The 26,574-nt window shown below is 29.8% G+C and carries 20 protein-coding genes; 17 read left to right on the top strand and 3 right to left on the bottom strand.

Annotated elements, in window-relative coordinates; genetic code table 4:
* Positions 1 to 67 precede the first annotated feature (67 nt).
* The 4 genes from SERIO_RS00950 (at position 68) to arcC (ending at position 4,939) form a co-directional block, all read left to right on the top strand.
* The gene (locus tag SERIO_RS00950; RefSeq protein WP_047791055.1) at positions 68 to 1,267 is read left to right on the top strand and encodes an arginine deiminase; all 1,200 of its coding nucleotides are present in this window, start codon (positions 68 to 70) and stop codon (positions 1,265 to 1,267) included.
* Between the two features lie 35 nt (positions 1,268 to 1,302).
* Positions 1,303 to 2,304, top strand: coding sequence for an ornithine carbamoyltransferase (gene argF, locus SERIO_RS00955; RefSeq protein WP_047791056.1), 1,002 nt, complete (start codon positions 1,303 to 1,305; stop codon positions 2,302 to 2,304).
* A gap of 76 nt (positions 2,305 to 2,380) precedes the next feature.
* Complete coding sequence (locus SERIO_RS00960; RefSeq protein ID WP_047791057.1) at positions 2,381 to 3,871, top strand: YfcC family protein; 1,491 nt, start codon at positions 2,381 to 2,383, stop codon at positions 3,869 to 3,871.
* A gap of 132 nt (positions 3,872 to 4,003) precedes the next feature.
* Positions 4,004 to 4,939, top strand: coding sequence for a carbamate kinase (gene arcC / locus SERIO_RS00965; protein ID WP_047791058.1), 936 nt, complete (start codon positions 4,004 to 4,006; stop codon positions 4,937 to 4,939).
* 32 nt (positions 4,940 to 4,971) lie between these two features.
* Here arcC and SERIO_RS00970 read toward each other — a convergent pair whose 3' ends face one another.
* The 3 genes from SERIO_RS00970 to SERIO_RS00980 all read right to left on the bottom strand — a co-directional run bounded on the left by SERIO_RS00970 (position 4,972) and on the right by SERIO_RS00980 (position 6,466).
* Complete coding sequence (locus SERIO_RS00970; protein ID WP_079450771.1) at positions 4,972 to 5,385, bottom strand: hypothetical protein; 414 nt, start codon at positions 5,383 to 5,385, stop codon at positions 4,972 to 4,974.
* Between the two features lie 89 nt (positions 5,386 to 5,474).
* Positions 5,475 to 5,687, bottom strand: coding sequence for a hypothetical protein (locus SERIO_RS00975; protein ID WP_047791060.1), 213 nt, complete (start codon positions 5,685 to 5,687; stop codon positions 5,475 to 5,477).
* Positions 5,688 to 5,827: 140 nt separating this feature from the next.
* Positions 5,828 to 6,466, bottom strand: a complete 639-nt coding sequence (locus SERIO_RS00980; RefSeq protein WP_047791061.1) for a nitroreductase family protein — start codon at positions 6,464 to 6,466, stop codon at positions 5,828 to 5,830.
* Between the two features lie 242 nt (positions 6,467 to 6,708).
* On the opposite strand from SERIO_RS00980, the gene leuS reads away from it, so the two are divergent.
* From leuS to metG, 13 genes are all read left to right on the top strand, one after another.
* Positions 6,709 to 9,129: a leucine--tRNA ligase gene (gene leuS / locus SERIO_RS00985; RefSeq protein WP_047791062.1), complete on the top strand. Its 2,421-nt coding sequence runs from the start codon at positions 6,709 to 6,711 to the stop codon at positions 9,127 to 9,129.
* A 104-nt stretch (positions 9,130 to 9,233) separates the two neighbouring features.
* Positions 9,234 to 10,304, top strand: a complete 1,071-nt coding sequence (locus tag SERIO_RS00990; RefSeq protein WP_047791063.1) for a TMEM164 family acyltransferase — start codon at positions 9,234 to 9,236, stop codon at positions 10,302 to 10,304.
* A gap of 109 nt (positions 10,305 to 10,413) precedes the next feature.
* The gene (locus tag SERIO_RS00995; RefSeq protein WP_047791064.1) at positions 10,414 to 11,205 is read left to right on the top strand and encodes an NAD(+)/NADH kinase; all 792 of its coding nucleotides are present in this window, start codon (positions 10,414 to 10,416) and stop codon (positions 11,203 to 11,205) included.
* A gap of 15 nt (positions 11,206 to 11,220) precedes the next feature.
* The gene (locus SERIO_RS01000; protein ID WP_047791065.1) at positions 11,221 to 11,589 is read left to right on the top strand and encodes a PTS sugar transporter subunit IIB; all 369 of its coding nucleotides are present in this window, start codon (positions 11,221 to 11,223) and stop codon (positions 11,587 to 11,589) included.
* 68 nt (positions 11,590 to 11,657) lie between these two features.
* The gene (locus tag SERIO_RS01005; protein WP_047791066.1) at positions 11,658 to 12,545 is read left to right on the top strand and encodes a hypothetical protein; all 888 of its coding nucleotides are present in this window, start codon (positions 11,658 to 11,660) and stop codon (positions 12,543 to 12,545) included.
* A 61-nt stretch (positions 12,546 to 12,606) separates the two neighbouring features.
* Positions 12,607 to 14,901, top strand: a complete 2,295-nt coding sequence (locus SERIO_RS01010; RefSeq protein WP_047791067.1) for a hypothetical protein — start codon at positions 12,607 to 12,609, stop codon at positions 14,899 to 14,901.
* A gap of 180 nt (positions 14,902 to 15,081) precedes the next feature.
* On the top strand, positions 15,082 to 15,960 hold the full coding sequence (locus SERIO_RS01015) for a hypothetical protein (RefSeq protein WP_047791068.1): 879 nt from the start codon (positions 15,082 to 15,084) through the stop codon (positions 15,958 to 15,960).
* 141 nt (positions 15,961 to 16,101) lie between these two features.
* Positions 16,102 to 17,175 carry a lipoprotein gene (locus SERIO_RS01020; RefSeq protein ID WP_047791069.1) on the top strand — a complete coding sequence of 358 codons (1,074 nt, stop codon included), beginning with the start codon at positions 16,102 to 16,104 and terminating at the stop codon, positions 17,173 to 17,175.
* On the top strand, positions 17,115 to 18,035 hold the full coding sequence (locus tag SERIO_RS01025) for a hypothetical protein (RefSeq protein ID WP_047791070.1): 921 nt from the start codon (positions 17,115 to 17,117) through the stop codon (positions 18,033 to 18,035). The genes SERIO_RS01020 and SERIO_RS01025 overlap by 61 nt, the downstream gene beginning before the upstream one ends.
* Positions 18,036 to 18,086: 51 nt before the next feature.
* Entirely contained in the window at positions 18,087 to 18,407 is a 321-nt protein-coding gene (locus SERIO_RS01030) for a hypothetical protein (protein ID WP_047791071.1), read from the top strand.
* 153 nt (positions 18,408 to 18,560) lie between these two features.
* A complete protein-coding gene (locus SERIO_RS01035; protein WP_047791072.1) occupies positions 18,561 to 23,045 on the top strand; it encodes an FtsX-like permease family protein in 4,485 nt (1,494 codons plus the stop codon).
* A gap of 171 nt (positions 23,046 to 23,216) precedes the next feature.
* Entirely contained in the window at positions 23,217 to 24,191 is a 975-nt protein-coding gene (locus SERIO_RS01040; RefSeq protein WP_047791073.1) for a hypothetical protein, read from the top strand.
* A 784-nt stretch (positions 24,192 to 24,975) separates the two neighbouring features.
* Positions 24,976 to 26,565, top strand: coding sequence for a methionine--tRNA ligase (gene metG / locus SERIO_RS01045; protein WP_047791074.1), 1,590 nt, complete (start codon positions 24,976 to 24,978; stop codon positions 26,563 to 26,565).
* Positions 26,566 to 26,574: the final 9 nt, after the last annotated feature.

Consider the following 26,574-nt stretch of genomic DNA (forward strand, 5'->3'; position numbering starts at 1 on the left):
AACCTTCAGGGAGATTTAGATTATTCAAAATCTAATACTTAGATTTTCTATTTAGGAGGTAATTAAAATGAAAGATAAGTATGCAATTAATGTCTATTCTGAAATTGGGACATTAAAAAGTGTTATGTTACACCGTCCCGGAGACGAATTATCAAATTTAACACTAGATTTATTAGAAAGATTGTTATTTGATGATACACCAGATTTGCCTATCGCACAACAAGAACACGATGAACTAGCAAAAGTGTTGAGAGATAATGGTGTGGAAGTATTATACATTGAAAAAATGGTTGCTGAAACAATTGCACAAGATAAAAATTTAAGAACTGACTTGTTAGATAGGTTCCTAAAAGAATCAGGAGCAAAACCAGAACACATTGAACCATTAAGAAAATATTTAGATAAACTTTCAGACCAAGATATGGTAAATAAAATGATCGCAGGAGTAACAAAATATGAATTAGGTGTTGAAAATACTGATGGTTACCCATTAGCAATGGACCCATTACCAAACCTATTATTCCAACGTGACCCATTTGCCTCAGTTGGAAACGGAGCAACTGTGCACCAAATGTTCACAGTAACAAGAAGACGTGAAACGATTTTTGCGGACTTAGTACTACACCACCACCCAAGATTTAAAGACAAAGTAAACTTCTGATATGACCGTAATGAAGAAGGAAGTATCGAAGGGGGAGACGTTTTAGTATTAAACCACAAAACATTAATTATTGGGGCTTCACAAAGAACAAGTATTGATGCAATTAAAAAAGTTGCTAAAAGAGTTATCGAAAGTCCTGAAATTTCTTATGAAAAAGTTATTGTTTTTGACTTAAAAACTAAAAATAGAGCATTTATGCATTTAGATACAGTCTTTACAAATATTGACTACGATAAATTTATTGCACACCCATTAATCTTTGATAATATGAGTGAATTTAAACTTTATGAAATTTCAAAAGATGGGATGACAGAAATTAACAAACAACTAGATGAATACTTATCAGATGTTGTTGGTAAAAAAATTCACATTGTAAAATGTGGGGGGGAAGATCCAATTGCCCAAGCCAGAGAACAATGAAACGATGGAACTAATGTGATTACAATTAAACCAGGGGAAGTTATTGCTTACAACCGTAACCACATTACAATCGCGGAATTAAAAAAATTAGGTGTTAAAGTACACGTAATTCATAGTGCTGAATTATCAAGAGGTCGTGGAGGACCACGTTGTATGACAATGCCAATTTGAAGAGAAGATATTTAATTAATAACGAAGAAAAGGAAGGAAGTCATAAAAATATGGCCGTAAATTTAAAAGGAAGAAGTTTTTTAACATTATTAGATTTCACACCAAGAGAAATCAACTATTTATTAGATTTATCAAGAATGCTAAAAGAAGCTAAATATGCAGGAACTGAACAACAACCTTTAAAAGGAAAAAATGTTGTGTTATTATTCCAAAAAGATTCAACAAGAACTCGTTGTGCTTTTGAAGTAGCCGCTGCTGATTTAGGAATGAACGCAGTGTACCTAGGACCTTCAGGAAGCCAAATGGGAAAAAAAGAATCAATTGAAGATACTGCAAAAGTTTTAGGAAGAATGTTTGACGGAATTGAATTTAGAGGTTATAAACAAAGTGATGTTGAAGATTTAGCAAAATATTCAGGAGTACCAGTGTGAAATGGGTTAACAGACTTATATCACCCAACACAAATGTTAGCTGATGTTTTAACAATCCAAGAAGTTAAAGGACCAAATGTTAAAGGAATTAAATTCGTTTACTTTGGTGATTCAAGATTCAACATGGCAAACAGTTACATGATTATTAGTGCAAAATTAGGAATGCATTTTACTGCATGTGCCCCAAAAGATTTATGACCAGATGCAAAACTATTAAAACAATGTCAAGACATTGCGAAAGAAAATGGGGGATCAATTACTTTAACAGAAGATCACAAAACAGCTGCCAAAGACGCTGATGTTATTGCAACTGATGTTTGAGTATCAATGGGAGAAGATAAATCAGTTTGAAAACAAAGAATTGCTGATTTAACACCTTACCAAGTTAATATGGAAAAAATTAAACAAGCGAAAGAAGATGTGATTTTCTTACACTGTTTACCAAGTTTCCATGATGAAAATACTGATACTGCCCAAGATATTATTAAAGAATTTGGGGGAAATGGTGAATTAGAAGTAACTAACGAAGTATTTACCTCAAAATATTCAAAAGTATTTGAAGAAGCGGAAAATAGACTACACACTATTAAAGCAATTATGTTAGCAACTTTAAGAGGTTAATGGTGAATTTTTAAATATTTGCTTATTGTTATTATCTTGATTTGAAAAATTAATTTAATGAAAGGAGGGGGATTAAATGCCTGCTCTTAAAAGTGGCAAACGAAGAAAATTTAAATTGCCTGCCGCAATTACCATCTTATTCTTCATTATTGCTATTGTAATTATTGTGTCATGAATTCCAGGGACAGCTAAACCATATGATCCAGCAACTGGTGAATATGGGAAGGCCGGGATTTTTGACCTATTCTTAGCACCCTTAGAAGGTTTTGGGGGTAAATTAGACACCATCTTATTTGTTCTTGTCCTAGGGGGATTCTTAAACGTTATTATTAAATCCGAAGCGTTAGACGCGGGGATTGGTCGTTTAATTATAAGAATGAAAGGGAAAGAAATTTGAATTATTCCCGCTTTAATGTTCTTATTCTCAATTGGGGGAACAACTTACGGAATGGGAGAAGAAACAATTGCGTTATATCCTGTTTTAATTCCCGTAATGCTAGCAGCTAGATTTGATGTTGTAACATCAGTTATGACAATCTTACTAGGAGCTGGAGTAGGGTGTGTTGGTTCATTTTTAAACCCATTCGTAATTGGGGTTTCATTTACACCAGCCGATACTTTACATTATGGAATTACTAACTCAGCGGGGATTGTATGACGGATTATTGCTTGATTAGTACTAACAGCTGGCACAATTGCATTTGTAATGTGATATGCGATGCGTGTTAGAAAAAATCCTGAAAAATCACCGGTGTACGCAGAACGTGAATTTTACTTAAAAGAATTTGGGATGCCAGATAGTATTCCAGAATTCACTAAAAAACGTAAAGCAATTATGGTTGTCTTTATGTTGACGTTTATCGTCATGATCTTCTCATTAGTATCATGGAGTTCATTTGGTTATAATGCGACAACCAATGCTAATGATTGAATTAAAGAACATGCTCCTTATATTGCGAGATTCTTTAGTCCATTTGGGGACTTCTCGTTATTACAAGTGGCGGTTATCTTCTTAATTTCTTCAATTGTTATTGCGGCAATTGACTGAAAAGGAGAAGAAGAATATGTTAAAACATTTATCGCGGGGGCAAGTGATATCCTATCAGTGTGTTTAGTTATTGCAACTGCTGCTGGAATTGGATGAATTCTAGACAAAACTGGAATGCAAAAAAACTTAGTTAATGCGCTTGCTACGCCAATGAAAAAATTAGGAACAACAGGATTCATTATTGTTGGATTCTTCTTCTTCTTAATTATTTCAATTATTATTCCATCAACTTCGGGATTTGCCGCCGCAGTATTCCCAATTATTGGGCCGGTTGCGGAAGGAATTCAACCAGGATTATGGTCGGGTTCAATTACGGCGTTCTCGTTTGCAAACGGAATTATTAACCTCGTCAGTCCAACCAGCTTTATTTTAATGGCAGCGTTAAGTATTAGTAAAGTCTCATTAGATAAATATCTAAAAGTAGCGTGGCCATACTTAATCGGATTAACTGCCTTAGCAATTATCTTGCTGGTAATTGGAGCACAATTACCAATTGAACAAGGTGGAATGTGATTCTAATTTGGACAACAGATTAATATTTAATAAAATTGAAAGAAAAGATATTACCATATCTTTTCTTTTCCTAATTTTAAAAGATTAAATTAATAGCAAATCAAATGATGTTAATTAATATCAGAAAGGAACGATTATATGTCAAGAATTGTTGTCGCTCTCGGAGGAAATGCCTTAGGAAATTCTCCTGCTGAGCAACATGAAATAGTGAAAGTAACAGCCAAAGCAATGGTTGATATTATTGCGGATGGCAAAGAACTTGTGATTGCCCATGGAAATGGTCCACAAGTGGGAATGATAAATAATGCTTTTGCGGAAGCATCAAAAGTTAATAGTAAAATTCCAATGATGCCATTCCCTGAATGTGGGGCCATGTCACAAGCTTACATTGGATACCATCTACAAAATGCAATTTTAAATGAGTTAAACAGCAGAAATATCAAAAAAAATGTGGTAACAATTGTAACCCAAGTTGAAGTTGCTGCTAACGATAAAGCATTTGAAAATCCAACTAAACCAATTGGTTCATTCTATACTGAACAAGAAGCAAAAGATTTAGCAAGTAAAAACGGCTTTACTGTTAAAGAAGATGCCGGACGGGGATGACGTCGAGTTATTGCTTCACCCCAACCAGTTGATATTGTTGAAAAAGATATTATTAAAGATCTAATTAAACAAGGTCATGTTGTAATTACAGTGGGTGGGGGAGGAATTCCTGTTGTGAAAGGCAAAGACGGTTATCAAGGTGTTGCTGCTGTTATTGATAAAGACTTTGCTAGTGCAAAATTAGCCGAGTTAGTGAATGCTGATCAATTAATGATTTTAACAGCGGTGCCCAAAGTAGCCATTAACTACGGAAAACCAAACCAAACAACATTAGATACTTTAACAATTTCAGAAGCTGAAAAATACATTGGTGAAAACCAATTTGCCCCAGGAAGTATGCTACCAAAAGTGCAAGCCGCAATGAAATTTGCCCAACTTGATGCCAAAAAATCAGCGGTAATTGCTGAACTTTCATTAGCAAAAGATGCTTTAAATGGTAAATCAGGAACAACAATTAAATTAAAATAACAAAAAATGGTAATTATCTTAATTACCATTTTTTATATTACTTGTAAAATAATTGCTAGGATTAAACTGTAAAAAATATTAAGACTACTAATTAGGAGGAAAAGATAACCCCGACGGTTATTAAAGTTAATATAACCACTTTTTTCATCTAATATTTTCGGATGTAGTTTCATCACCTCAAATCCGATTTCTTCTTCATAATCTGACAAAACTTCTTTTTTGGAAATCTTCTTATTCGGACGGTTGATTCCAAAGTAATTGTATAAAACAACACATAAAACAACAAAGACAAGGATTCCAAAAAAAATGTTTGAAATAGTATCGTGGGCTAATTTAATCTTATCTTGCAGTGTTAACAAGATAATTGTTAAAATAACTTGTAATAATAAGAAAATACCATTGGCAATTCAATAAATTGTTAAGTATTTACGCATTTCTTTTTTCATAAATTAATTCTAACATATTATTATTAATTATATTAATAATCAAAAAAAGAATTTACACGGTCGGTAAATTCTTTTTTTGGTGTAAACATTTATTCACCGGGAATTAATAGTAAAATTCCTTCCACAAGACCAAAAAATCCAGCAAATAAAATTGAACAAACTCCCAACCCAACTGCTGACTCTGAGTTTCCAATTCTTCTTTTTGCTGCCAAGGTCATTGGAATTAGTCAGGCCAATGGAATTAATAATAATCCAATGGTACAACATGATAAAATTAACATAATATATGCTCCTTGTTTCACTTATCAAACACCTCTTTCTTTTTTAAAATTATACTTTTTGATTTTAACATAAAATAATTTTTAGATTAGTAAATTAACTTAATAAAAATTTTTAATTTTATGAAAAAAAATTATGTAGATTTACATAATTTTTATCATTTTTATTTAATAATTGCAAATTCTTCTTGGGGAATTCGAACGCGAGGATAACAAGTCCCGGGTTTTGTTTCATCAAAATATCCAAATACCATTCCTAAGGCAATGTGATATTTTTGGGGATCAACAAGATTATTTTCCGCTAAGAACTGGGCGGTACTACTTTCAATTACTCCCCCCATAATTGAAGTTCCAATTTGTAAGTCAGCGGCTTGTAAACTCATGAAACTAGCAATAATATGGGCTTGTTCTTCACTATACATATCCATATTTTTTTGCCCTTTCACATATTTACTCATCCCTTCCACGCGTTGTTTTAAAGCATCCCCTTGAAAAATTCTCCCTAAACGGCTGGTTAAAAACTCTGGGGATGCTAAATAATTGCCATTGGCAACTAAAATTAGAGCCGCAATGGGGGCTTCATTCACTCGGTTAATATTTGGTCCCATAAAACATTGCTCAGCTGCTTTTGCTTTTAATGTTTTATCTTTTAAGAAAAAAACTTTTACGGGTTCTAAACCATTTGAAGTTGGGGCTAATCTCCCCGCCTCAATAATCATTTGAAAATCAGTAGCACTAATTTCTTTATTGGGATTATATACCCGCACTGATTTTCGAAATTCAATTGTACTTTTTACACTCATTTTACCTATGTTCCTCCTTATAACTTTTCAGTACTGTTTTTATTATAGCATTATCAAATTAAATAAAATTTAGGAATCTTAGAATTATTAAGATATTGTAATTTGATTATTGGTGAAAGAAGCGAAAGATAAAATTAATCGGAAAAATCGGATTAAATTATTTTTCCCACCGAAATTCAAGGTTTAAATGTTATAATCTTAAATAAGATTAGTGAAACAATGATTAGAGAGGACTAGAATTAATGGAATTTTCACACAAAGCAATTGAACAAAAATGGCAAAAATATTGAGAAGAGAATGAAGTATTCAAGACAACAAATAATAGTAGTAAAAAAGCATATATTTTAGATATGTTTCCTTATCCGTCGGGAGCGGGGCTACATGTTGGTCACCCCAAAGGTTATACGGCAACTGATATTGTTAGTCGTATGCGCCGTATGCAAGGTTATGATGTTTTACATCCAATTGGGTGGGATGCTTTTGGATTACCAGCTGAACAATATGCTATTCAAACGGGAAATGATCCCGCAATTTTTACTCTAAAAAATATTGATCATTTTCGCAGTCAACTAAAAGCATTGGGATTTTCTTATGATTATGCGAAAGAAGTTAATACTTCTGATCCAAGTTATTTTAAAACAACCCAATGAATTTTTGAACAATTATATAAACATGATTTAGCAGAGATGCGGGAAGTTGATGTTAACTGATCAGCTGACTTAGGGACTGTCCTAGCAAATGAAGAGGTCCTTGTAATTGATGGCAAGATGGTTTCTGAACGCGGTCATTTTCCAGTGGTTAAAAAACCAATGAAACAATGAGTGTTGAAAATTACTAACTATGCTGAAAAATTATTAGCCGGTTTAGATGAACTAGATTGGCCAGATTCAGTTAAAGAATTACAACGCAATTGAATTGGAAAATCAGTGGGAGCTGAAATTAAATTTGCAGTTGAAAATCGCCCAGAAATTATTAATGTTTTCACAACAAGAATAGATACAATCTTTGGGGTTGAATATATTGTATTAGCTCCTGAGCACCCGTTAGTTGCTATTTTAACAACTGCTGATAATAAACCAATGGTTAGTGAATTTATTAAAAATGTTAAAAATAAAACCGAGCTTGATCGCCAAGATACTAGCAAAGAAAAAAGTGGGGTCTTTCTTGGTACTTATGCGATAAATCCTGTTAATAATAAAAAGCTCCCAATTTGAATTGCAGATTATGTGCTCCCATTTTACGGGACAGGTGCTGTTATGGCGGTTCCTGGACATGATGAACGTGATTTTGCTTTTGCAGTAAAATATCATTTACCAATTAGCTATGTAATTGTCGGAGAACATCATAATAATGTTTATGTCAAGGATGGTGAACATATTAATTCGGAATTCCTTAATGGACTTGACACGAAGGCTGCTATTACGAAAGCGCTGGAAGTATTAGAAAAAGAAAATGTTGCTAGCCCAAAGGTTAGTTATAAATTACGTGATTGACTATTTTCTCGCCAACGCTACTGGGGAGAACCATTTCCTGTGACCCATTGGGAAGATGGCTCAATTAGTTTAGTGGATGAAAAAGATTTACCATTAACATTGCCAAAAGTCGACAATATTAAACCATCACAAACTGGTGAATCACCCCTAGCAAATGTTTCAGAATGGTTAACAGTTGTTGATAGCACCGGGAAAAAAGGACGTCGGGAAACTAATACGATGCCACAGTGAGCAGGGAGTTGTTGATATTATTTAGGATACCTTCTAAAACAAGCGGATGGGACAATGTTAGACATTCAAAGCCCGGAAGCTCACGCGTTATTTAAAAAATGATTACCAGTTGATTTATATATTGGTGGTCAAGAACATGCCGTTTTACATTTATTGTATGCACGCTTTTGACATAAGTTTTTATATGATATTAAAGTAGTCCCCACTTCTGAGCCTTTTTATAAACTGGTTAACCAGGGGATGATTCTTGGTGAAGATGGTACAAAAATGAGTAAATCAAAAGGGAATATTATTAATCCGGATAATATTATTCAATCACATGGTGCTGATGCACTCCGACTATATGAAATGTTTATGGGGCCATTAGAAGCATCACTACCATGAAGCACCAAAGGGTTAGATTCCGCTCGAAAATGATTAGATCGTGTTTATCGCTTAGCAAAAAATACTAATTTTACCTCGGTCAATGATGGAACTTCAGACTATTCTTACCATACAATGGTCAAAAAAGTTACTGAGATGTTAGAAAATTTAAACTTTAATACAGCAATTTCACAATTAATGGTTTTTATTAATGCTTGTTATAAAAATGAAGAACAAATTTACCAACCATATTGAGAAGGGTTCCTTAAATTATTAAGTTGTTTTGCTCCCCACTTAGCAGAAGAATTATGGTTTATGTTAGGACATCCACACAGTGTTAGTTTAAGTGAATGACCAGATTATGAAGAAAAATTTTTAGTTTTAGATACAATAGTAGTTGCTGCTCAAGTTAATGGAAAATTACGAGCAAAATTAGAAGTGAAAAAAGATACTGGTGAAGATGAACTACTAATCCTTGCAAAACAACACCCTAATGTTCAACCATATTTAGAAAATCGTCAGATTATTAAAGAAATTGTCGTTAAAAATAAAATTGTTAACTTGGTTGTTAAATAAAAAATCACTTAAAAAAGTGATTTTTTTGATATTTACATAAATGTTATTTTTTAGTAAAATAAGATTACTTATTAACTAAAAGTAATAAATAAGGAGAGATGTAAATGCGCTTTATACCGTCAAGTAAAGGACCATGAGGTTTTTTTGACCCCGCGGGTAATTATATGCCAAATGCTCCCTGAGGTGAACAGTGATTTGTAAAAGGTCATAGCTATGTTTACCAGTTAATTGGGATTGCAATTTTTCTATTGCTAATTTGTTCCTTATTTATTTTTAAAAGATATTATCAAAAGACTGTCAATTTTAAATGGTTTCGAATTTCAATTGGAATATATCAAATCGCTTCATATTTTGCTTATTATATTATGATGGCAATTTATTTGGCAACAGTGCTGCATACCAATTGGTTAACTGGTCCGATGGATCCTTCCCAAGTCCGTAGTTTAAGTGAAATGATGCCATTACATTTATGTAGCATTCACCAAATTTTATCAGGTTTAATTTTAATTTTCCCTTCGGCGCGTTTTTTTGAAATTTGTGCACCTTCAGCATTAATCTTACCAATCTTAGCAATTATTACCCCGGTTAATGGTTATTGAACACCAGATAATTTCTTCTTTTATAATTATTTTATTTTACATTCATTAATTATTTTTGCTCAATATATTTCTGTTTATAAATATGGTCTAGTAGAACACCGCTACAGTGGGTTAATGTTACGTTGACAATTATTATGGATAACAATGTTTTCATTTGTGGCGGTAATTTGAGATGGTGTTTTCCAAACTAACATGTTATATGTTGGTCCAAATGGTAGTGAAGAATGAAATAAGGGTGGTTTTAATGTCGGACCTTGAAATACTAATTATTTGGGTGGTAAATATTTATGACCATTCTCATGAATCCCAATGTTCTTCTTGGGGTTGTCAATTATTTCATTGACACATATTATGTTGTTCTATTTTGCCCAATCATACCATTATGATCGCAAAACAAAAACTTTTCAGGAAGTTTCAAAAGCCGAGAAAAAATTATTTAAATCAAAACATGGGTTTAAATTTATTACCCTAACTTTTAAATTTATTTTCTTACCAAATAATAAAATTCAAGAAGCAATCCGCCAGTATGAATTTGAGCGTTATTATGTCTCAAATGTCTTAGAAACAAAGAATTAGCAACAATTAGCGCGACCAAAAGATGTTAAAAATATTAGTGAATAACTAATATTTTTTATTTTAACTTTTGTTATATAATAATCACATATAAAGACTGGGAGTTGTTAAAATGTTTAAATTTTCAATTATTGTTAATGAGTATGAAGAATCACAAGCCTTAGCGTACGAAATTAACCAACAATTAACAAGTCATGGTTTAATTGAAAATGTGATTAACCCAAATTATGTCTTTGTGATTGGTGGGGATGGTACTTTACTAAAAGCAGTTAATGAATTTCAAGATATTATTGATGAAGTTTGTTTTGTTATTATTAAATCTGGTTCATTAGGTTTTTATGCAAACTATACCAAAGAAACCTACCCCAAAGTAATTGCCGATATTGTCAATGATCGCTGCCATCTAAAACAATTACCATTACTAGAAGTTACTTATAATAAAAATCAGATTAACTATGCCTTAAATGAAGTTAAAGTTGTTGACCATGTTAAAACTTTGCGCACAAAAATATTTATTAACGATGAGTTACTCGAATATTTTCGCGGTAGTGGGTTAGTTTTTGCCACAAGTACTGGTTCAACTGGTTATATGCGTGCTATTAATGGTTCAATTATTGCGACTAACAAATATAAACTGTGACAATTGAAAGAAATTGCTCCGGTGGCAAATGTTCGTTTTATTACTATTAATGCCTCATTAATTTTAGATGATAGCCAAGTTATTGTGTTAGAAGGTGAATTAATTGACAAACGGTTAATTATTGACACTTTTGAATTTGAACTAAGTGCCAATGAATTAGAAATTAAAATTAGTGAAAAGACTTTAAATATTGTTTATGATGAAGATAATGATTTATCAATGACAGAAAAAATGAAATCATTATTTGCGCATTGCGTAATATAAGAAAAGAGGAAATTAATGGATCCGTTAAAAATTATTTTAATTGTTGTTGCAATGATAATTATGATTTTATTTATTTTAATGATGATTTTTTGAAAAAAAATTTTTAATTATCATAAGGCATTTACCCCCAGTACAAAAATTCCGTTTTCTGTAAATGATTTAATTAATATCTTAGGTTCAATTAATAATATTGAAGAAGTGAGAGCAACCTTAACCAGATTAAAAGTAACCGTTAAAAATTTAGATGATGTTGATTTAACATTGATAAAAACAAAGTTTAAACTAAAAAATCCGGAAATTATTAAGAATACTATTGTTTTGCCCTTTGGAAATATTAGTTTAAAAATTAAAAATATTATTGACCAGCAAAAACTAAATAATTAATCTTTGATATAATAACAATATACTTATGAAAAAATCTATGAAGGTGTTTTACTAAGGGGGCTCATTAAATGAGTAATAATCTTGGCTATATTTTTTTTACAAATGATTTAAAGCATCTTTTTTATTCTGAACAAGTTCTTTTATTATCGACCATTTGAATACTAACTTTTATTATTAGTGGAAAGTTAATCTTTTATAGTTTTAATTTAAAAAATATTAAACAACAGTATAAATTATTACCCCGTAGTAGTGCCATTTTAGGACAGTTATTTATCTATGGGTTTTTAGCAATTAGCTTTGACTATTCACCAGCAAATACGTTACCAATTAATATCTTTATTCTTTTAACAGGAATAACTTTTTGTGAACTAATTTTAATGCTTAGTTTGATGGTTACTAATAATAATCTATGAAAAACAATTCGAATTATTAATTTCGTAATTTTATTATTAGGCGTTATTTACCTGTTCTTTAAATTTATTATTTTAGTCGGCGGACAATTAGACCGTCCATTAGTAACGGGACTAAACTTAATGGTGTTCTTAATCTGGGCATTTATAATTATCCAAATTATTGATTATCGTTTTCAATATTCCAAAGGATTATTAATTAAATTTTTAATCTTACCATTAGTTAAAAATGCAAAAATGATTACTTCGTATCATCATCATAAATTTAATTTTCAGTATATTTCTTGACTTGTTTTAATTCAAATTATTAAGTTATTTGTAGTTTTTAAAATAATTTTAAATAATCTTTACCAGTTTATTAATTTTTTAATTGCTCACTTTAATGCGCACTATCAAAAAAATGGCGAACACCATAACAAAGCTACAATAAATTTTGAACAATGATTTTTACGCCAATTTTTATTATTAAAAAATATCTTAAATAATAAAACAATTAAAGAACAGTTTGTAATTATTAATGGTTGAAAACAGGAATTTTTAGAATAATTAGGTGTAGTTATTATTAACTATTTTGACAACATAATTCAAAAAGATAGGAGTCGATAAAATGCGAAAATTATTAAGTGCATTAGGAGTATTAAGCTTAGCAAGTACTCCGGTAACAACAATTATTAGTTGTAAGCCAAAAGCAAATTCAACAAATAATAATGATCCTTTTGAGGATAATGAATTAAATAACTTACCAGTCCAAATTAGAAGAATGGTTACCAATACTGATTTTATTACCAAACTGATATTATTAGGCCGCCATGAAAATTTAAATTATAATATCAACGAAATTTTATCAATGTATATTACCCCCGTCTCAACAGCCCAATGATTACCATTTTCTTATAGTGTTACTGGTGATGGAACCCATGGTACGGTTAAAGGGAAACAGTATGCTATTGATTTAGGAAAATATATTAATGGATTTTTAGATAACATGACTAACTTACGAGCAATTGATGCTAGTTACAATGGCTATGAGGGAACCTATGCTAGTTATGTCATGGGAATGTATGGTGATGATTTTTACCGTAATTTTATTAAAAATAAAATGTTTAGTGATTTTTCTGATAAGAATGGTGATGTTACAAAACCACTTGGTTATAATGCTGGAGCTGGTTTACAATTAAGTGATGACATTAATCGTCGGAACTTGGCTTGAGGAATTCAAGATACTGGTGCTTTAACAAACTATTTATTAAATAATGGTTTTCACGGAGGAAATCCCCAGGGAATTGGGGCATCACCTGGACCAAGTTCTGCACCAAAAGGAACTACCAATTATGATGGTTATTTATTTTACAATAGTCATCTCTTTAATCCAGATAAAAATTCAGCAACAATTGGAGATGGTCAAAAAATTAATGCTATTTTAAAACTGCATAATTTAAAAGTTGCCCAAGATAGTAAAAACTATGGTGTCACTTTAACTGATCTCAGCGGGAATTATGTTCTGCCAGAAAACCAACCATATTTTGGTTCTATGCAATCATTTATTACTCAGCAAGGTGGTTCATTAAATCGTGCTTCAAAAATTAACCAATACCTTTCATTAGTTAAAAACTTTACGGAGTCTGTAACTGGAGCTACTTATGGTACTACTTTAATTAGTCAAATGTTTCCGATGGTTGAAAATACCCAATCTCATGAAGGGTTCTTACTATTTGGAATGTTTGCCGCTGCTGTTGGTGAAGCCTTAAAAGAAATGGGCGATATTAATAAATATCCTCAATATAAAGATTTGGGCCTAAGTGATAGTAGTTTTCAAACAACTGTGCAAAATTATCTTGATGCAATGAAAACAGCCGGGACAAAAATGATGGGAAGTTATAATGATAGTACAAGTTGAGTAACCCAATTATTAAGTCCATCAGTTGGAATTACAATTCCAAAGTTTATGGATAATAATGCGGATGTTTTTGGGAAATTAAATCTTCTTATTAACCAATTAAAAACAATTTCCCAAGGTTGAAACCAAACACAACAAGATAAATTTAGTTTAGATTTAATTGGCTATCAAGAAAATGGCACACCAAAAGGCTTTTTAGCTACTAAATTTTATAATTTAATTTCTTTAGTTCAACCAACCTTAGATAGTTCATTCTTTAATAAAGACTTTGTAGCATCCTTGAATGTTTTAAAATTACTTTCTGGATTAGGGACAACAGCCAAAGCTCTTAGTGATAGTAAAGACCAAATTTTAGCTTTAGGAAAAAAATTTGATGTTCAACAATATGGGCAATTAAGTAATACTGACCGTATGTATATTGCTAGTCAACTTGGAAATGATAATGGTAAATATAAACCAGGATCACTTTTTAAAGTATTATCAGATTCATTTACTAATCCCCAAGCAGATGCCTATGATGCAATGGCGAAAATCTTTTATAATTCTAATACTCCCTTTCAAACAATGGTAGGGGATCAAATGAAAGATGTCCATGATAAATTCTTAGTAAATGCCATTGCTAACGATAATTGAAATATTTCAAACGTCAAAGTTAAGGGTGACAGTAGTGCGATTGGCTCAACAATGAGTTATACAATGGACTACACTGGTTTAGGTGATCCAACAGTATCATTATATAAAAAAGAACAACCTAAAATTGGTGATGATTTTAACCCTTATCAACAAGGATCAACTGCGAAACCATTAGTAGCCGGGGGTAATGAAGATTACATTAAATATGATGGACTGGGGAACTTCCAAGATTATCAAAAAGTTCATCATCGCTATGAAGTAACTTGAAAAAATATTTCAGATAGTCCAGATAATCCTTATTGAGTAATTGTTGGCATTAATAATTTTGATTTAGCGAGTGGTAAACCAGAACAATTCTATAATATATATTAAAAGATGTCTTAAATTTTAACTAATCTTTATTAATTACAATAAAGATTAGTTTTTTTATTATCTTTAAGGAACAAAATTGTTGTAAAAAGAATTGCTATAAATAAAAAAAATATATAAAATAATAATGAAATAAGTATTTAAGCGAACAAAAACATATTGTTAAAAGTGAGGAAGTTAAAAATGGATTTAATAGCGCAAAATGCTGGCATTTTTAGAATAAATAGTCTTTTTCAACATGAAAAATTAATTTTAGTTTTTGCCCTATGAATTATTGGATCGTTTATTGCTTTTAAATTAGTATCTTATGTTTTTAAAATGACTTTTTTACAACGTTATAATAGTATTATTATTCAAATTTTTATTTTAATGATTCAGTTAATTGCCTGAGGAATTTTATCCATTAAAATTAATTTTAGTAATTTTGGAGTTTTACCAATTCGGTTTGCTTTAATTCTAGAAGGAGTGTTGTTCCTCCAATTGATTTCAAACGTAATTTCGCTGTTTGTTAATAAAAAGATTTGAAAGCTTGTTAATAATATCAATTTTATAATTTTGTATTTAGGAATTGGCTATGTATTTTTTAACTTTATCTTATTAATTAATAGTCAAATTGGTGATAATTTATATGTTTTAACTAACTTATTAATTTTAAGTCTGTGGTTTGTTGTAGTAGTAGGTGTTTCTGATTATCGCTTAAAATCTTCAAAGAAACTATTTAATAAATTTTTTATTTTACCACTATTAAACAAATTTAACCAACTAAGTTATTTTAACCATCCAAAAATTGATAGTAATTATTTAACATGAGCTATTTTAAAACACATTATTAGTATCGTTGTTGTTTTTGAACTGATTTTAAATAATTTGCATAACTTAATTATTTTCTTTTTAAATAATTTTATTAGTATGCGCGATGAAGAAAATAACTTAGAAAATAATGATAACTTAATAACAACTTTCCCTAGTCATTTCTTCTTAGTTCATAATATTTTAAACAACAAAACTATTAAAGATAAGTTTATTGTAATTAATGGTTGAAAACAGGAATGCAATGAATAACAATTAAATAATCTTTTGTATATCCTGATTGAGATATGAGGTTTATTTTATTGTGCTTATTTTTTTACTTATTTACTAATTTAAACAATTTATGATGTTTATAAAAAATTATTAAAATTTTGAAGGGAATGTATATTAATTATGAGAAAGTTATTAAGTGTACTAGGAGCTGCTACTTTAGTCAGTGCTCCAATAACATCAATTGTTAGCTGTAAAGCTAAAACATCAGGAGATAATTTTTATGATCCTGAAGTATTTGAAGAGGGACCATTTGGTGATAAAGAACTAAATGAGTTACCTTATCAAATTCGTAAAATGGTTACCAATACTGATTTTATTACAAAATTAATTTTATTAGGTCGCCATGAAAATTTAAACTATAATATCAACGAAATTTTATCAATGTATCTTTCACCAGTCTCAATTGCTGAATGGATTCCATTTTCTTATAGTGTTAAGGGTAACGGTCAACATGGGACTAAAAAAGATCAAAATTATTCAGTAGATTTAGGGAAATATGTTAATGGATTTTTAAATAATATGTCGCCAATCGGGTCAGTCTCAACAGGTTATAATGGCTATGGGGCAACTTATGCTAGTTATGTCATGGGTATGTATGGTGATAAGTTTTACCAAGATTTCTTTAAAAATAAACGTTTTAATGATTTTACTGATGCAGAAGATAGCAATGATACTTCTAATCCTGCAGGTTATAATGCAGGAAAAAATTTAATATTAAGTGATGAAATTACTCGTCGTAATTTAGCATGAGGAATTCAAGACACTGGCGCGTTAACAAATTATTTCTTGACAAAAGGATATCAAGGAGGAAACCCAGGTGGAACTGCTGCTAGCCGTGGTCCTGCTTCTTCGGCAAAAGCTCCAACAAATTATGATGGGTATTTGTTTTATGATAGCCACTTATTTAATCCGCAACCAAATTTAAATGGTAAGATTAAAGATGATGTTAATGGTAAATTAAATCCTGCAGGTTTAAAATTAGTGCAGGATAAAGAACACTATGGAGTGAAACTATTAGATGCCACAAGGGATGAAAATAAACTACCTAATAATAAACAATATTTTGGTTCTTTACAATCATTTATAACTGAACGGGGGGAGAATTGAACATTGCTTCTACTGTGAGTCAGTATGTGTCATTGGTTAAAAATTTTACAGAATCGCAAATGGGTTCATCTGTTGGAACAGCATTAATGAGTCAAATGTTCCCAATTGTAAATAATTTATATAATCACAAAGGATTTAATTTATTTTTATTATTTGCCCAAGCAGTTGGTTATGCATTGCAACAAATGGGGACTACAGATAAAGAAAAATATAAAGGTTTAGGATTAGATGATGTTAATTTTCAAAAAATAGTAAAAGATTATTTAGATTTATTTAAAAAATCAGTTGATAAAATTATTGGTTTTTTAAGTCTCGAATTAGAAATGGTAATGCCTAAAGATAATCTTACTTTACCAGCCTTTTTGTCAGGGGAATATGATATTTTTGGAAAAATGAGTGAGTTAATTTCTGAATTTGGAAATATTGCAAAAAAATGAAATGATAAACAAAAAGAAATGTTTAAAATGGATTTTGTTGGTTATAATGATGGTGGAAAAACTCACGGATATTTAGTTGACAAACTTGGTGGTTCAATTAATAGTCTATCAAAAAGTTTAACTAATAATTTATTCAATAAAGACTTTGTTTCAAAATTAAATATTTTAGATTTATTATCAGCGTTAGGAACAACAGCTGAAACTTTTGAAAATAACAAATCAACAATTTTAGAATTAGGAGAAAAATATAAAAATAAAAATTATGGTGATTTAAATAATGTTGATAAGGTATATATGGCAAAACAATTGGGAAATGAGAATGGAAAATTTAGACCGGGTTCAGTTTTTAAAGTATTATCAGATTCTTTTACTAATCCTTCATCTAAAGCATATGATACAATGGCCAAAATTTTCTATAATCCTGATGCCCCATTTCAAACTATGGTTGTTGATGATATGAAACCAGTGCATGATAATTTCTTAATTAATGCAATTGGAGATGATAATTAAGATATTTCTAATGTAAAAATAAAAGGAGATAGTAAGGCTATTGACTCAACAATGAGTTATACAATGGAATATAACGGAATGGGAGATCCAACTGCTAAATTATATAAAAAGGGTCAAGAAAAAATTGAGCAAAACTTTAATCCATATCAACAAGGAACAGATGCAAAACCATTAGTTGCTGGTACTGATGAAGATTATATGAACTATGATGGCCTAGGTAATTTTCAAGATTATCAACAAGTTCATCACCGTTATAATGTAACATGAAAAAATGTTTCAAACAGCCCTGATAATCCTTACTGGGTAATTGTTGCTATTGATAACTTTGATTTAGCGAGTGGTAAACCAGAACAATTCTATAATATGTATTAATATATATTAGAATTTTTCAGAATTACTGACTAATTTAAATATTAAGTATTTAAAATGTCAGTAATAATTTAAAGTAATGATAAGATTACTTTAAATTATTATTGGTATTTTAGCCAATGAATTATAATAAATGAAAAAAAGGAGTTTTTATAAATGTTATTGATTAAACAGTGTATTATATCTGCTTTTAAAAATAAGGCCCAAATGATTGTTTTTACAATTTTAATTTTATTATCTTCATTATTAGGAACAACATTTTATGTAACTTCTAGTAGACTAATTGATGGTAATAATTATATGGGTTATGGTAATTTTCATTATGATTACTCCTTTAATTATATTGCTTCAGGTTATGATGCCAATAATGTTCAAACGATATCACCATGATATACATTTGATGCTGATTATGCTTCAACAGGTGATGGGGTTGCGGAACTTGATTTTCCAACTTTAACAATTGGAAAAGCTGACTCTGCCTTATTACCAATCAACTTAGCAACTACTAATTTTACACCAGGGAAAACTCCCACTACATTAGTAAGTGATTTAGATTTTCAGTGGGATAAAAAAGATATTGAAAATGGTATTTTTGGTAGTTTATATCGTTTTAATTTTAAAAGTCCAAGTTTTTTAAATTCAACAATTGGTCAAATTTACCAACGTGATATTTGGGGGAAACCAACTAGTGCACAAAAAACCAAAGCAATTACTTTAATTTCAAATTATATGGATATGATTAATAATTCTCAAATTACAACAAATTTAAAATTAACAATTATTGATTTTATTAATCAAAACTATAAAACAGCTGGGTGAAATCTTAACCAAGCTGTTGAGTTTGCTAATAAATTTATTAATGGTTCAACTTGAGACCCTACAAAACCAACAACCTTTGTTAATCCAACCGATAGTTGAGAAGTTAAAGGGATTTTAAGTGATACACAAAATATTCCAACAATAGAATATGATAAATCAACAAATAAAGAGATAAGAAATGATGTTTTAACTTATAATAGTAGTTCAGAAAAATGAGGATTACGAGGGAATATTGGTGTTGTTGTGCATACCATTAATAAAACAGTGCAAAAGCCATCTAATTTTGAGTTTTATTATGCCAATAGTCAAAATCCAGAGATTATCAAATCAAACCAAGCAATTTTAGAAAAAGGTTCATTTCGTGTTCGCAATTTAGATACTTATGATTTCTTTGATACTTTTGCCCCATTTCGTGGTTATAAAAACCAAGATTTCTTTAACTTATACTATAACTTAATTGGATTTTTAACAAATTTTGAAATTGCAACAAGAAATCAAGCGGTTGTGTGATCAGCAACTGGGAAAAAGTATCGTTTTATTGCGGCATGGTCATCAATTATTGATAGTGCTGGAAAATTCATTCCAATTTATGATGACCCTGACCAGATGAAGATTATTCAACATTCAAATTATTGGGATAGTCTAAAAGGAATGCGTGATACAGTAATTGTGTCACCCCAATATGCCACGGCTAATGGCCTGTCGTTTGATTCAAAAATTAGTGTTGGACAAAGTCAAGAACTATATGTTGGGGCTTATGGAGGAGATACCCAAGACATTTATCCAACAATCTATGATGATGATGTGATACCTTCGACCGCTTCCCAAGCAATTTTATATATTTCACATCCAATGTTTCAAGAATTATTTGGGGAAAATAATACTACTGGCTATCTGGATGGTGAATTTCAAGATGTCTCACGAGGATTATTAACACATACAGGAAATCTTAAAAATAAAGATACTGATTTTCTTAATTTTAAAAAATATTTAGCCGATAATGTTAATGATTTAAGAAATGTTACAAATGCAATTAATAATAAAAATGATAATAATATTAATAATAATTCAATTTTTAAAACATATGCCGATAATACGAATGTTAACCGTCGTTATAATTTATTAAACTCAACAATTAAGTTATACTTAGTTATTGCTGTTGTCTGTGTTATCTTATTCTTACTAGTAATTAGTTTTGTTAGTTTTGTATTATTAAAAAAAATAATTGAAAAACAAAAAACACAAATTGGAATTTTAAAAGCCAATGGGTATACTACTTTTGAAATTTCTTCAGCCTATTTATTATATTTACTAATTCCAATCATTATTAGTGTTCCAATTGGATGAGCCTTGGGTTTAGCGTTACAAATACCAATTATGGATATCTTTAACAATTATTTTATTATTCCAATTAAATTTAGTGCCAATGCATTTCCACTTCTATACTTTTTCTTATTATTTATTATATTAATTGGCTTAATTGTTTTCTTGACTTGTTATACAATGTTAGGGAAAAGTGTGCTTTTATTGGTAAATGCTAACCAAAATATTAAACCAAACCTGTATTTGAGTAGATTAGTTAGTCGGATTAAATTTAAACGGTTTACTAATAAATTCCGGTTAATTTTAATTTCAGTGTCCTTAAAAAATATTATGCTATTTATGTTAACATTTATTGTGGCAACGGCTATTTTGACCTTATCACTATTAATTCCCACGACAATTAATAATATTTCCCGGGAATATTATAAAAATATTAAGTATAAAACAGAATACAATCTAAATAATGTTCAATATAATAATCCGCTATCTCGTTATGCGCTTTATAATATGGCTTCACCCTTACCAGATTTTGATGAAAATAACCCAACCCCTGATCCAATTGGTGAAGATATGGCTTTTGCCCAGTATGTCAAAAATAGTAGTGGGGATTCTTGACAAGGTGTTAATGATCCTGAGTTTCAACAATATTATAGTGAATATGTGACAAATATGTTATTGTATAACATTGCCCAATTAAAGGGAACTAACATTTCGTTAGCAATGCTTGACTATATTGTTAAACAAGCACCAGTGGCTAAACAAGATGATGTTGCTAATTTATTACAAACAATTGTATGTAATATGTTACCTCAAGTATTTGGTCAAGAAGCAATTGATAATATACCAAGTGGTAGTTACTTACAAAAATGAACCTATTGTGTTGAAAAAGCAACTAACACAATTTTACCTTCAGAAATTAAAGAAATGTGGTCACGGAATAGTACCATTAAAAATCGTTTTTCATTTGGTTTTGGTTCGTTACCATTTGACCGCCAACATGATGAGTTATATACTGGTTATCAAGCAAAACTAATGAATATTAATGGAAAAGATGTCCAAGATCGTAATATTTTAATTAATAGTTATGGGTATACCAAAGGTAATCATAATAAAATGAATCTTAATAATGATGATATTTTCAAATATGATCTTCATAATAAAACAATTCCAATTTTAATTAATCAAGCTGCTGTTAAAACATATGGGCTTAGCGTTGGGGATAAAATTAATTTTGGAACGATAAGTAATGCTCTGCAATATTTAGGGAAAGATAATAAAATGCATGACATTAAACCAGAGTGGTGATATTTTAAAACCGATGACGTAACGGGGAACCAACAAATTTATCAGATGGATTTAAGCAAATTTACTTATTCACCGCAAAATGATAATAGTCAACAAATATGGGGCTATAATATTGGAACAACAGACCATCCAAATATTATTCCTTATCAACAAATGAAAGATATTATGTTAAAAATTCCAAAGGATTCAATTGATGTTAGTTTTTGAAATAAAAATTCAATTAAAATTAATAGTAATACTGGTCAAACAGAAACACATCTCTTTTGTAATGAGACCGGGGATTGTGCTGAAAATGGGATTGTAACAAGTGTTGGTGATTCTTATTTAATTAGGGTTTATGACTTAGGATTTGATCACACTTTAAATAATTTAGGGGATTTAGTATCTTCGGGATTCCCAACCACATGGTATAACAGTGCAATGACTTTGGGATTGTTAAAATCTACTAGTTTAGATAAAATCCCAACCTATAACTTATCAGATTATCAATATCAAGTTATTGGGATTCAAAATACTTATGACCATCCCCGGATTTTTTTAGACCAACAATATGCTAATCAGGTGTTAGGTTATCCAACGGATGTTAATGCGAATAATCAGCCGTATTGGTTTAATGGGAAATATTCATCAAATGAAAAAGCAGTTGATCAAACTGAACGCTATATTTTAAATTCAACTAATGGTAATTATTCAATGCTAAATTTTAAAGATAATTTTGCTCCGGCAATCACGAATGCTGATTATGTCGGAATAAAACAACAAATTTTAATAAAATTAACTTCAATTACTATTGAAATTGCCACCTTATTTATTGTTTTAACAATTATTACCGCTATTATTATTATTTTCTTAATGACCGATGCCTTTTTAGCTAAGTATACCAAATTTATTGCCACCCTCCGGATTCAAGGTTATGCGGTGCGAGAAATTAACAGTATGATTTTAGGAATGTTTATTCCATTCGTACTAATTGGTTGGGCATTAGGATTTGGACTATTGTGAGTTATTGTTAAAGAAGCAGTTAGTGCTGTTTTATTAAACGTGGGCTTAGTAATTCCTTTCACAATGAGTTATTATATTATTCCAATTGTGTTTGTAATCGTAATGTTTATGTTTGCTATCACTTTTATAATTTCTTCGAAAAAAATCTTAGCAATGAATGTTCAATTATTAGCTACAGTTAATGATGAATAATTACCACAAGATATTTAATTTAATTAATTTTTTGGTAAAATTAAGCAGATAATTATAATTGTTATATAATTATCTTTTAATTAAGACAGAAATTCCTTTTACTTGTCTAATTAATTAAACCATTTTAATTTAATGAAAAAAAACTAAAAATAGAACTAAGAGGAGTACTTTATGACATTTATAAAGAGTAAATTTAAGCACCTTTTAATGGGGATTACCCTATTAATGTTTATTCTAATGTTAGGTTTAGGAATCGGATTAAGTGCTTTTGGAATGGGAATGGAATCACAGAAGTTTATTAATAGTGTTGAACGATCAATTGATCACTATTTACCAAAAGGAAATGTAGTGTTAGATTCAAAATGTTTTGCTTTTGGGTTAGCAAAAGACACCTTAAAAAGTGCCTATGAAAGTGATGCAATTTCAACTTTAACAACCCAAGAAATTAATAGTAGTGTTAAAGATGAATATTTAAAATATGCTGATGATTCTTTTGATAGTCGATGAGGAGCATATTTTGGGACGAATAAAAAAGACATTGATTTAAATGAGTTTTCACATGAACTAGTACAATTTGATATTAGTGTCGCTAAAAAATTTCATAATTATGGTTATACGCACTCAGGAATTCAATGGTTTAGTCATCATGCTCTTGGTGATTTATTGAAAACTAATTATAAAGATAGTGCCACATACCAAGATGCAAGTCACCAACAAATAATTCTTGACCAAAATAACTATGATGCTAATATTATCGGAGGAACAACGGATGCTACAGGACTTATTCCAACCAATAATCCTGTCACAGCATCTTTAGGAACTTATATTGTGAACAACAAAGTATGGTTTTTAAATACCCAAATTGATAACATTATTAAAGCAAATAATGCAGCAGTATCGCCTTTTTCGGCAAACTCTAAAACATGAATTACTAATAATTTAGGAACTTATGATAAAAGTACTGATAAGGTTACTCGTAAAGAAACAGCAACAGTTAATGACTATTATCAACCTAATTTTACTAAAGCATTTTATCAAACACGAATAGGTGCTGTTTTTCTAATTATATTAACTCCAATCTTTGGATTAGTATTTATTGGTTTAACAACCTATGGATATTTAAAATTCCCAAATGGACTAGAATAAACAAAAAATAAGTTATGGTTATAAAACCATAACTTATTTTATTATTATTTATTTTGAGAGTTGAGAAGTTAATATAATTCCATTGGTAAAAGATTATTAATGGAGATTTATATTAAGTTGATAATCAATGGGAAAGAAAATATGTTGGGCGGATTTACTTTCCCTAGTAATATAATATGTTAATATTTTATGAAAAAAAAGTACTTTCATAAATTAGAAAATTATAATTTAACATTAATAATCTTATCCATTTTTTTTGTTTAAAATTGAGAAACACTTTTCTGCCTAATTTTGGTAATTATGGGTATAATATATCTGAGAATGATTAAACTGATTAAAAAAAGCAGATAAAAAATAATTAATAACAATTTAATATTTTAGTAATATTAATTTATTAATATTTTTTAAGCAGTTTAAAAGGTTTATTTATTCTTAAAAAATTATTGGAAAAGTGAAATAATGTTTGTGTGGAAAAAAATAAATTAGAAAACTATCAAAGGAAACATATTTACGTAAAAATGGAATATTTAAAAGGTTTGTTTAAGTTTGTTTAGATATTAATACTTTTGGTTATTAATATAATAAAGGATCTTATCTTATTAACAGAAACTTAATAAACAAGGCAATATGGAAAAAGAATTTATCGATTAGATTAAAATTCTTTTTTTATTTTTCATAATTTTAGTTTAAAATATGTCTAGGAATAAGATTAGTAAAACAGATTTATTTAGTTTACGATATAATTTAAGTAAATAAGTTTTATTAAACAAAGGAGCGAGTTTTAATGAGTGCGGATCACAATAAACGATTTTATGTTACTACCCCAATTTATTACCCAAGTGCGGAATTACATATTGGGCATGCGTACACAACTACTTTAGCAGATGTTTTAAAACGCTATAAAAAATTAGATAATTACGAAACATTTTTTTTAACGGGTAGTGATGAACATGGGGAAAAAATTGAAAAAAAAGCTAAGGAGGCAAACATTAGCCCCCTAGAATTTACTACTAAAATCGTTGATAATTTTAAATTGTTATGACAAGAATTAGGGATTGACTATGATAAATTTATCCGCACAACTGACCCGCAACACGAAGCTGCGGTGCAGAAGATTTTTAGTAAGTTATATAATAATGGCGATATTTATGCTGGTGAATATGAAGGATTATATTGTGTTAGCTGTGAAGAATTTGTGACTGAATCACAAATTGATAAGGAAAACCTAACCTGTTTAATTTGTGATAATGTTTTAAAAATTGTTAAAGAAGAAACCTATTTCTTTCGTGTCTCAAAATATAGCAAATTTTTAATTGATTATTATAATAACCATCCAGATTTTATTGAACCAGTAAGTAGTAAAAATGAAATGTTAAATAATTTTATTTTACCAGGGTTAACTGATTTATCAGTAACCCGTACTAGTTTTACCTGGGGAATTAAAACATTAGAAAATCCCCGCCATATTATTTATGTTTGAATTGATGCGTTATCAAACTATATTACCGCGTTAGGATATTTGTCAGATGATGAAACATTATTCCAAAAATTTTGAAATAATCCTGAAGTTGAAATTGTGCAATTATTAGGAAAAGAAATTGCTCGTTTTCATATGATTTATTGACCAAGTATGTTAGAAAGTTTAGGATTGCGTCAGCCCAATAAATTACTTTCCCACGGATGAATTTTATTTAAGGATACAAAAATGAGTAAATCAATCGGAAATGTTGTTAGTCCGTTATATTTAATTAAAAAATATGGCCGTGATGCTTTACGCTTTTATTTATGTTATGAAATTCCAACCGATCACGACGGAAAGTTTTCTTATGAAATGTATTTAGAATCTTATAATACTAATTTAGTTAATAATATTGGCAACTTAGTCTCGCGAGTTACTAATATGGTAACTAAATATTTTAATGGTCAACTAAAGGTCACGGGTGAATTCCACAATGATATAATAGTTAAGGTTAAAGAAACAATTGATAATTATCATTTGGCAATGAATAAGTATCAAATTTCGAAAGCACTAACCGAAGTGTTAGGATTATGTCAGTATGCCAATAAATATATTGAAGATAATAAACCATGAGAATTAGCAAAAAATAACGCAATGGATAAGTTGCATGAAATTTTAGCGGGATTATCATATGCAATTGTAGTAGCAGCAGTCTTATTACAACCAGTTTTAATTGATAGTAGTCAAAAAATTGCTGATCATTTTAGTATTAATTTACAAGATTTATCATTTGCTGATTTAACTAACCAAAACATTATTTATGACAAAGTAATCAGTAAAAAAGATATTTTATTTAACCGTCTTGATATTAAAAAAGAATTAGAGCAAATTATAACCGAATTAAAAAGTGAATAGGGGAATGAA

This window comes from Spiroplasma eriocheiris (genome assembly GCF_001029265.1).
In the GTDB taxonomy this organism is placed as follows: domain Bacteria; phylum Bacillota_I; class Bacilli_A; order Mycoplasmatales; family Mycoplasmataceae; genus Spiroplasma; species Spiroplasma eriocheiris.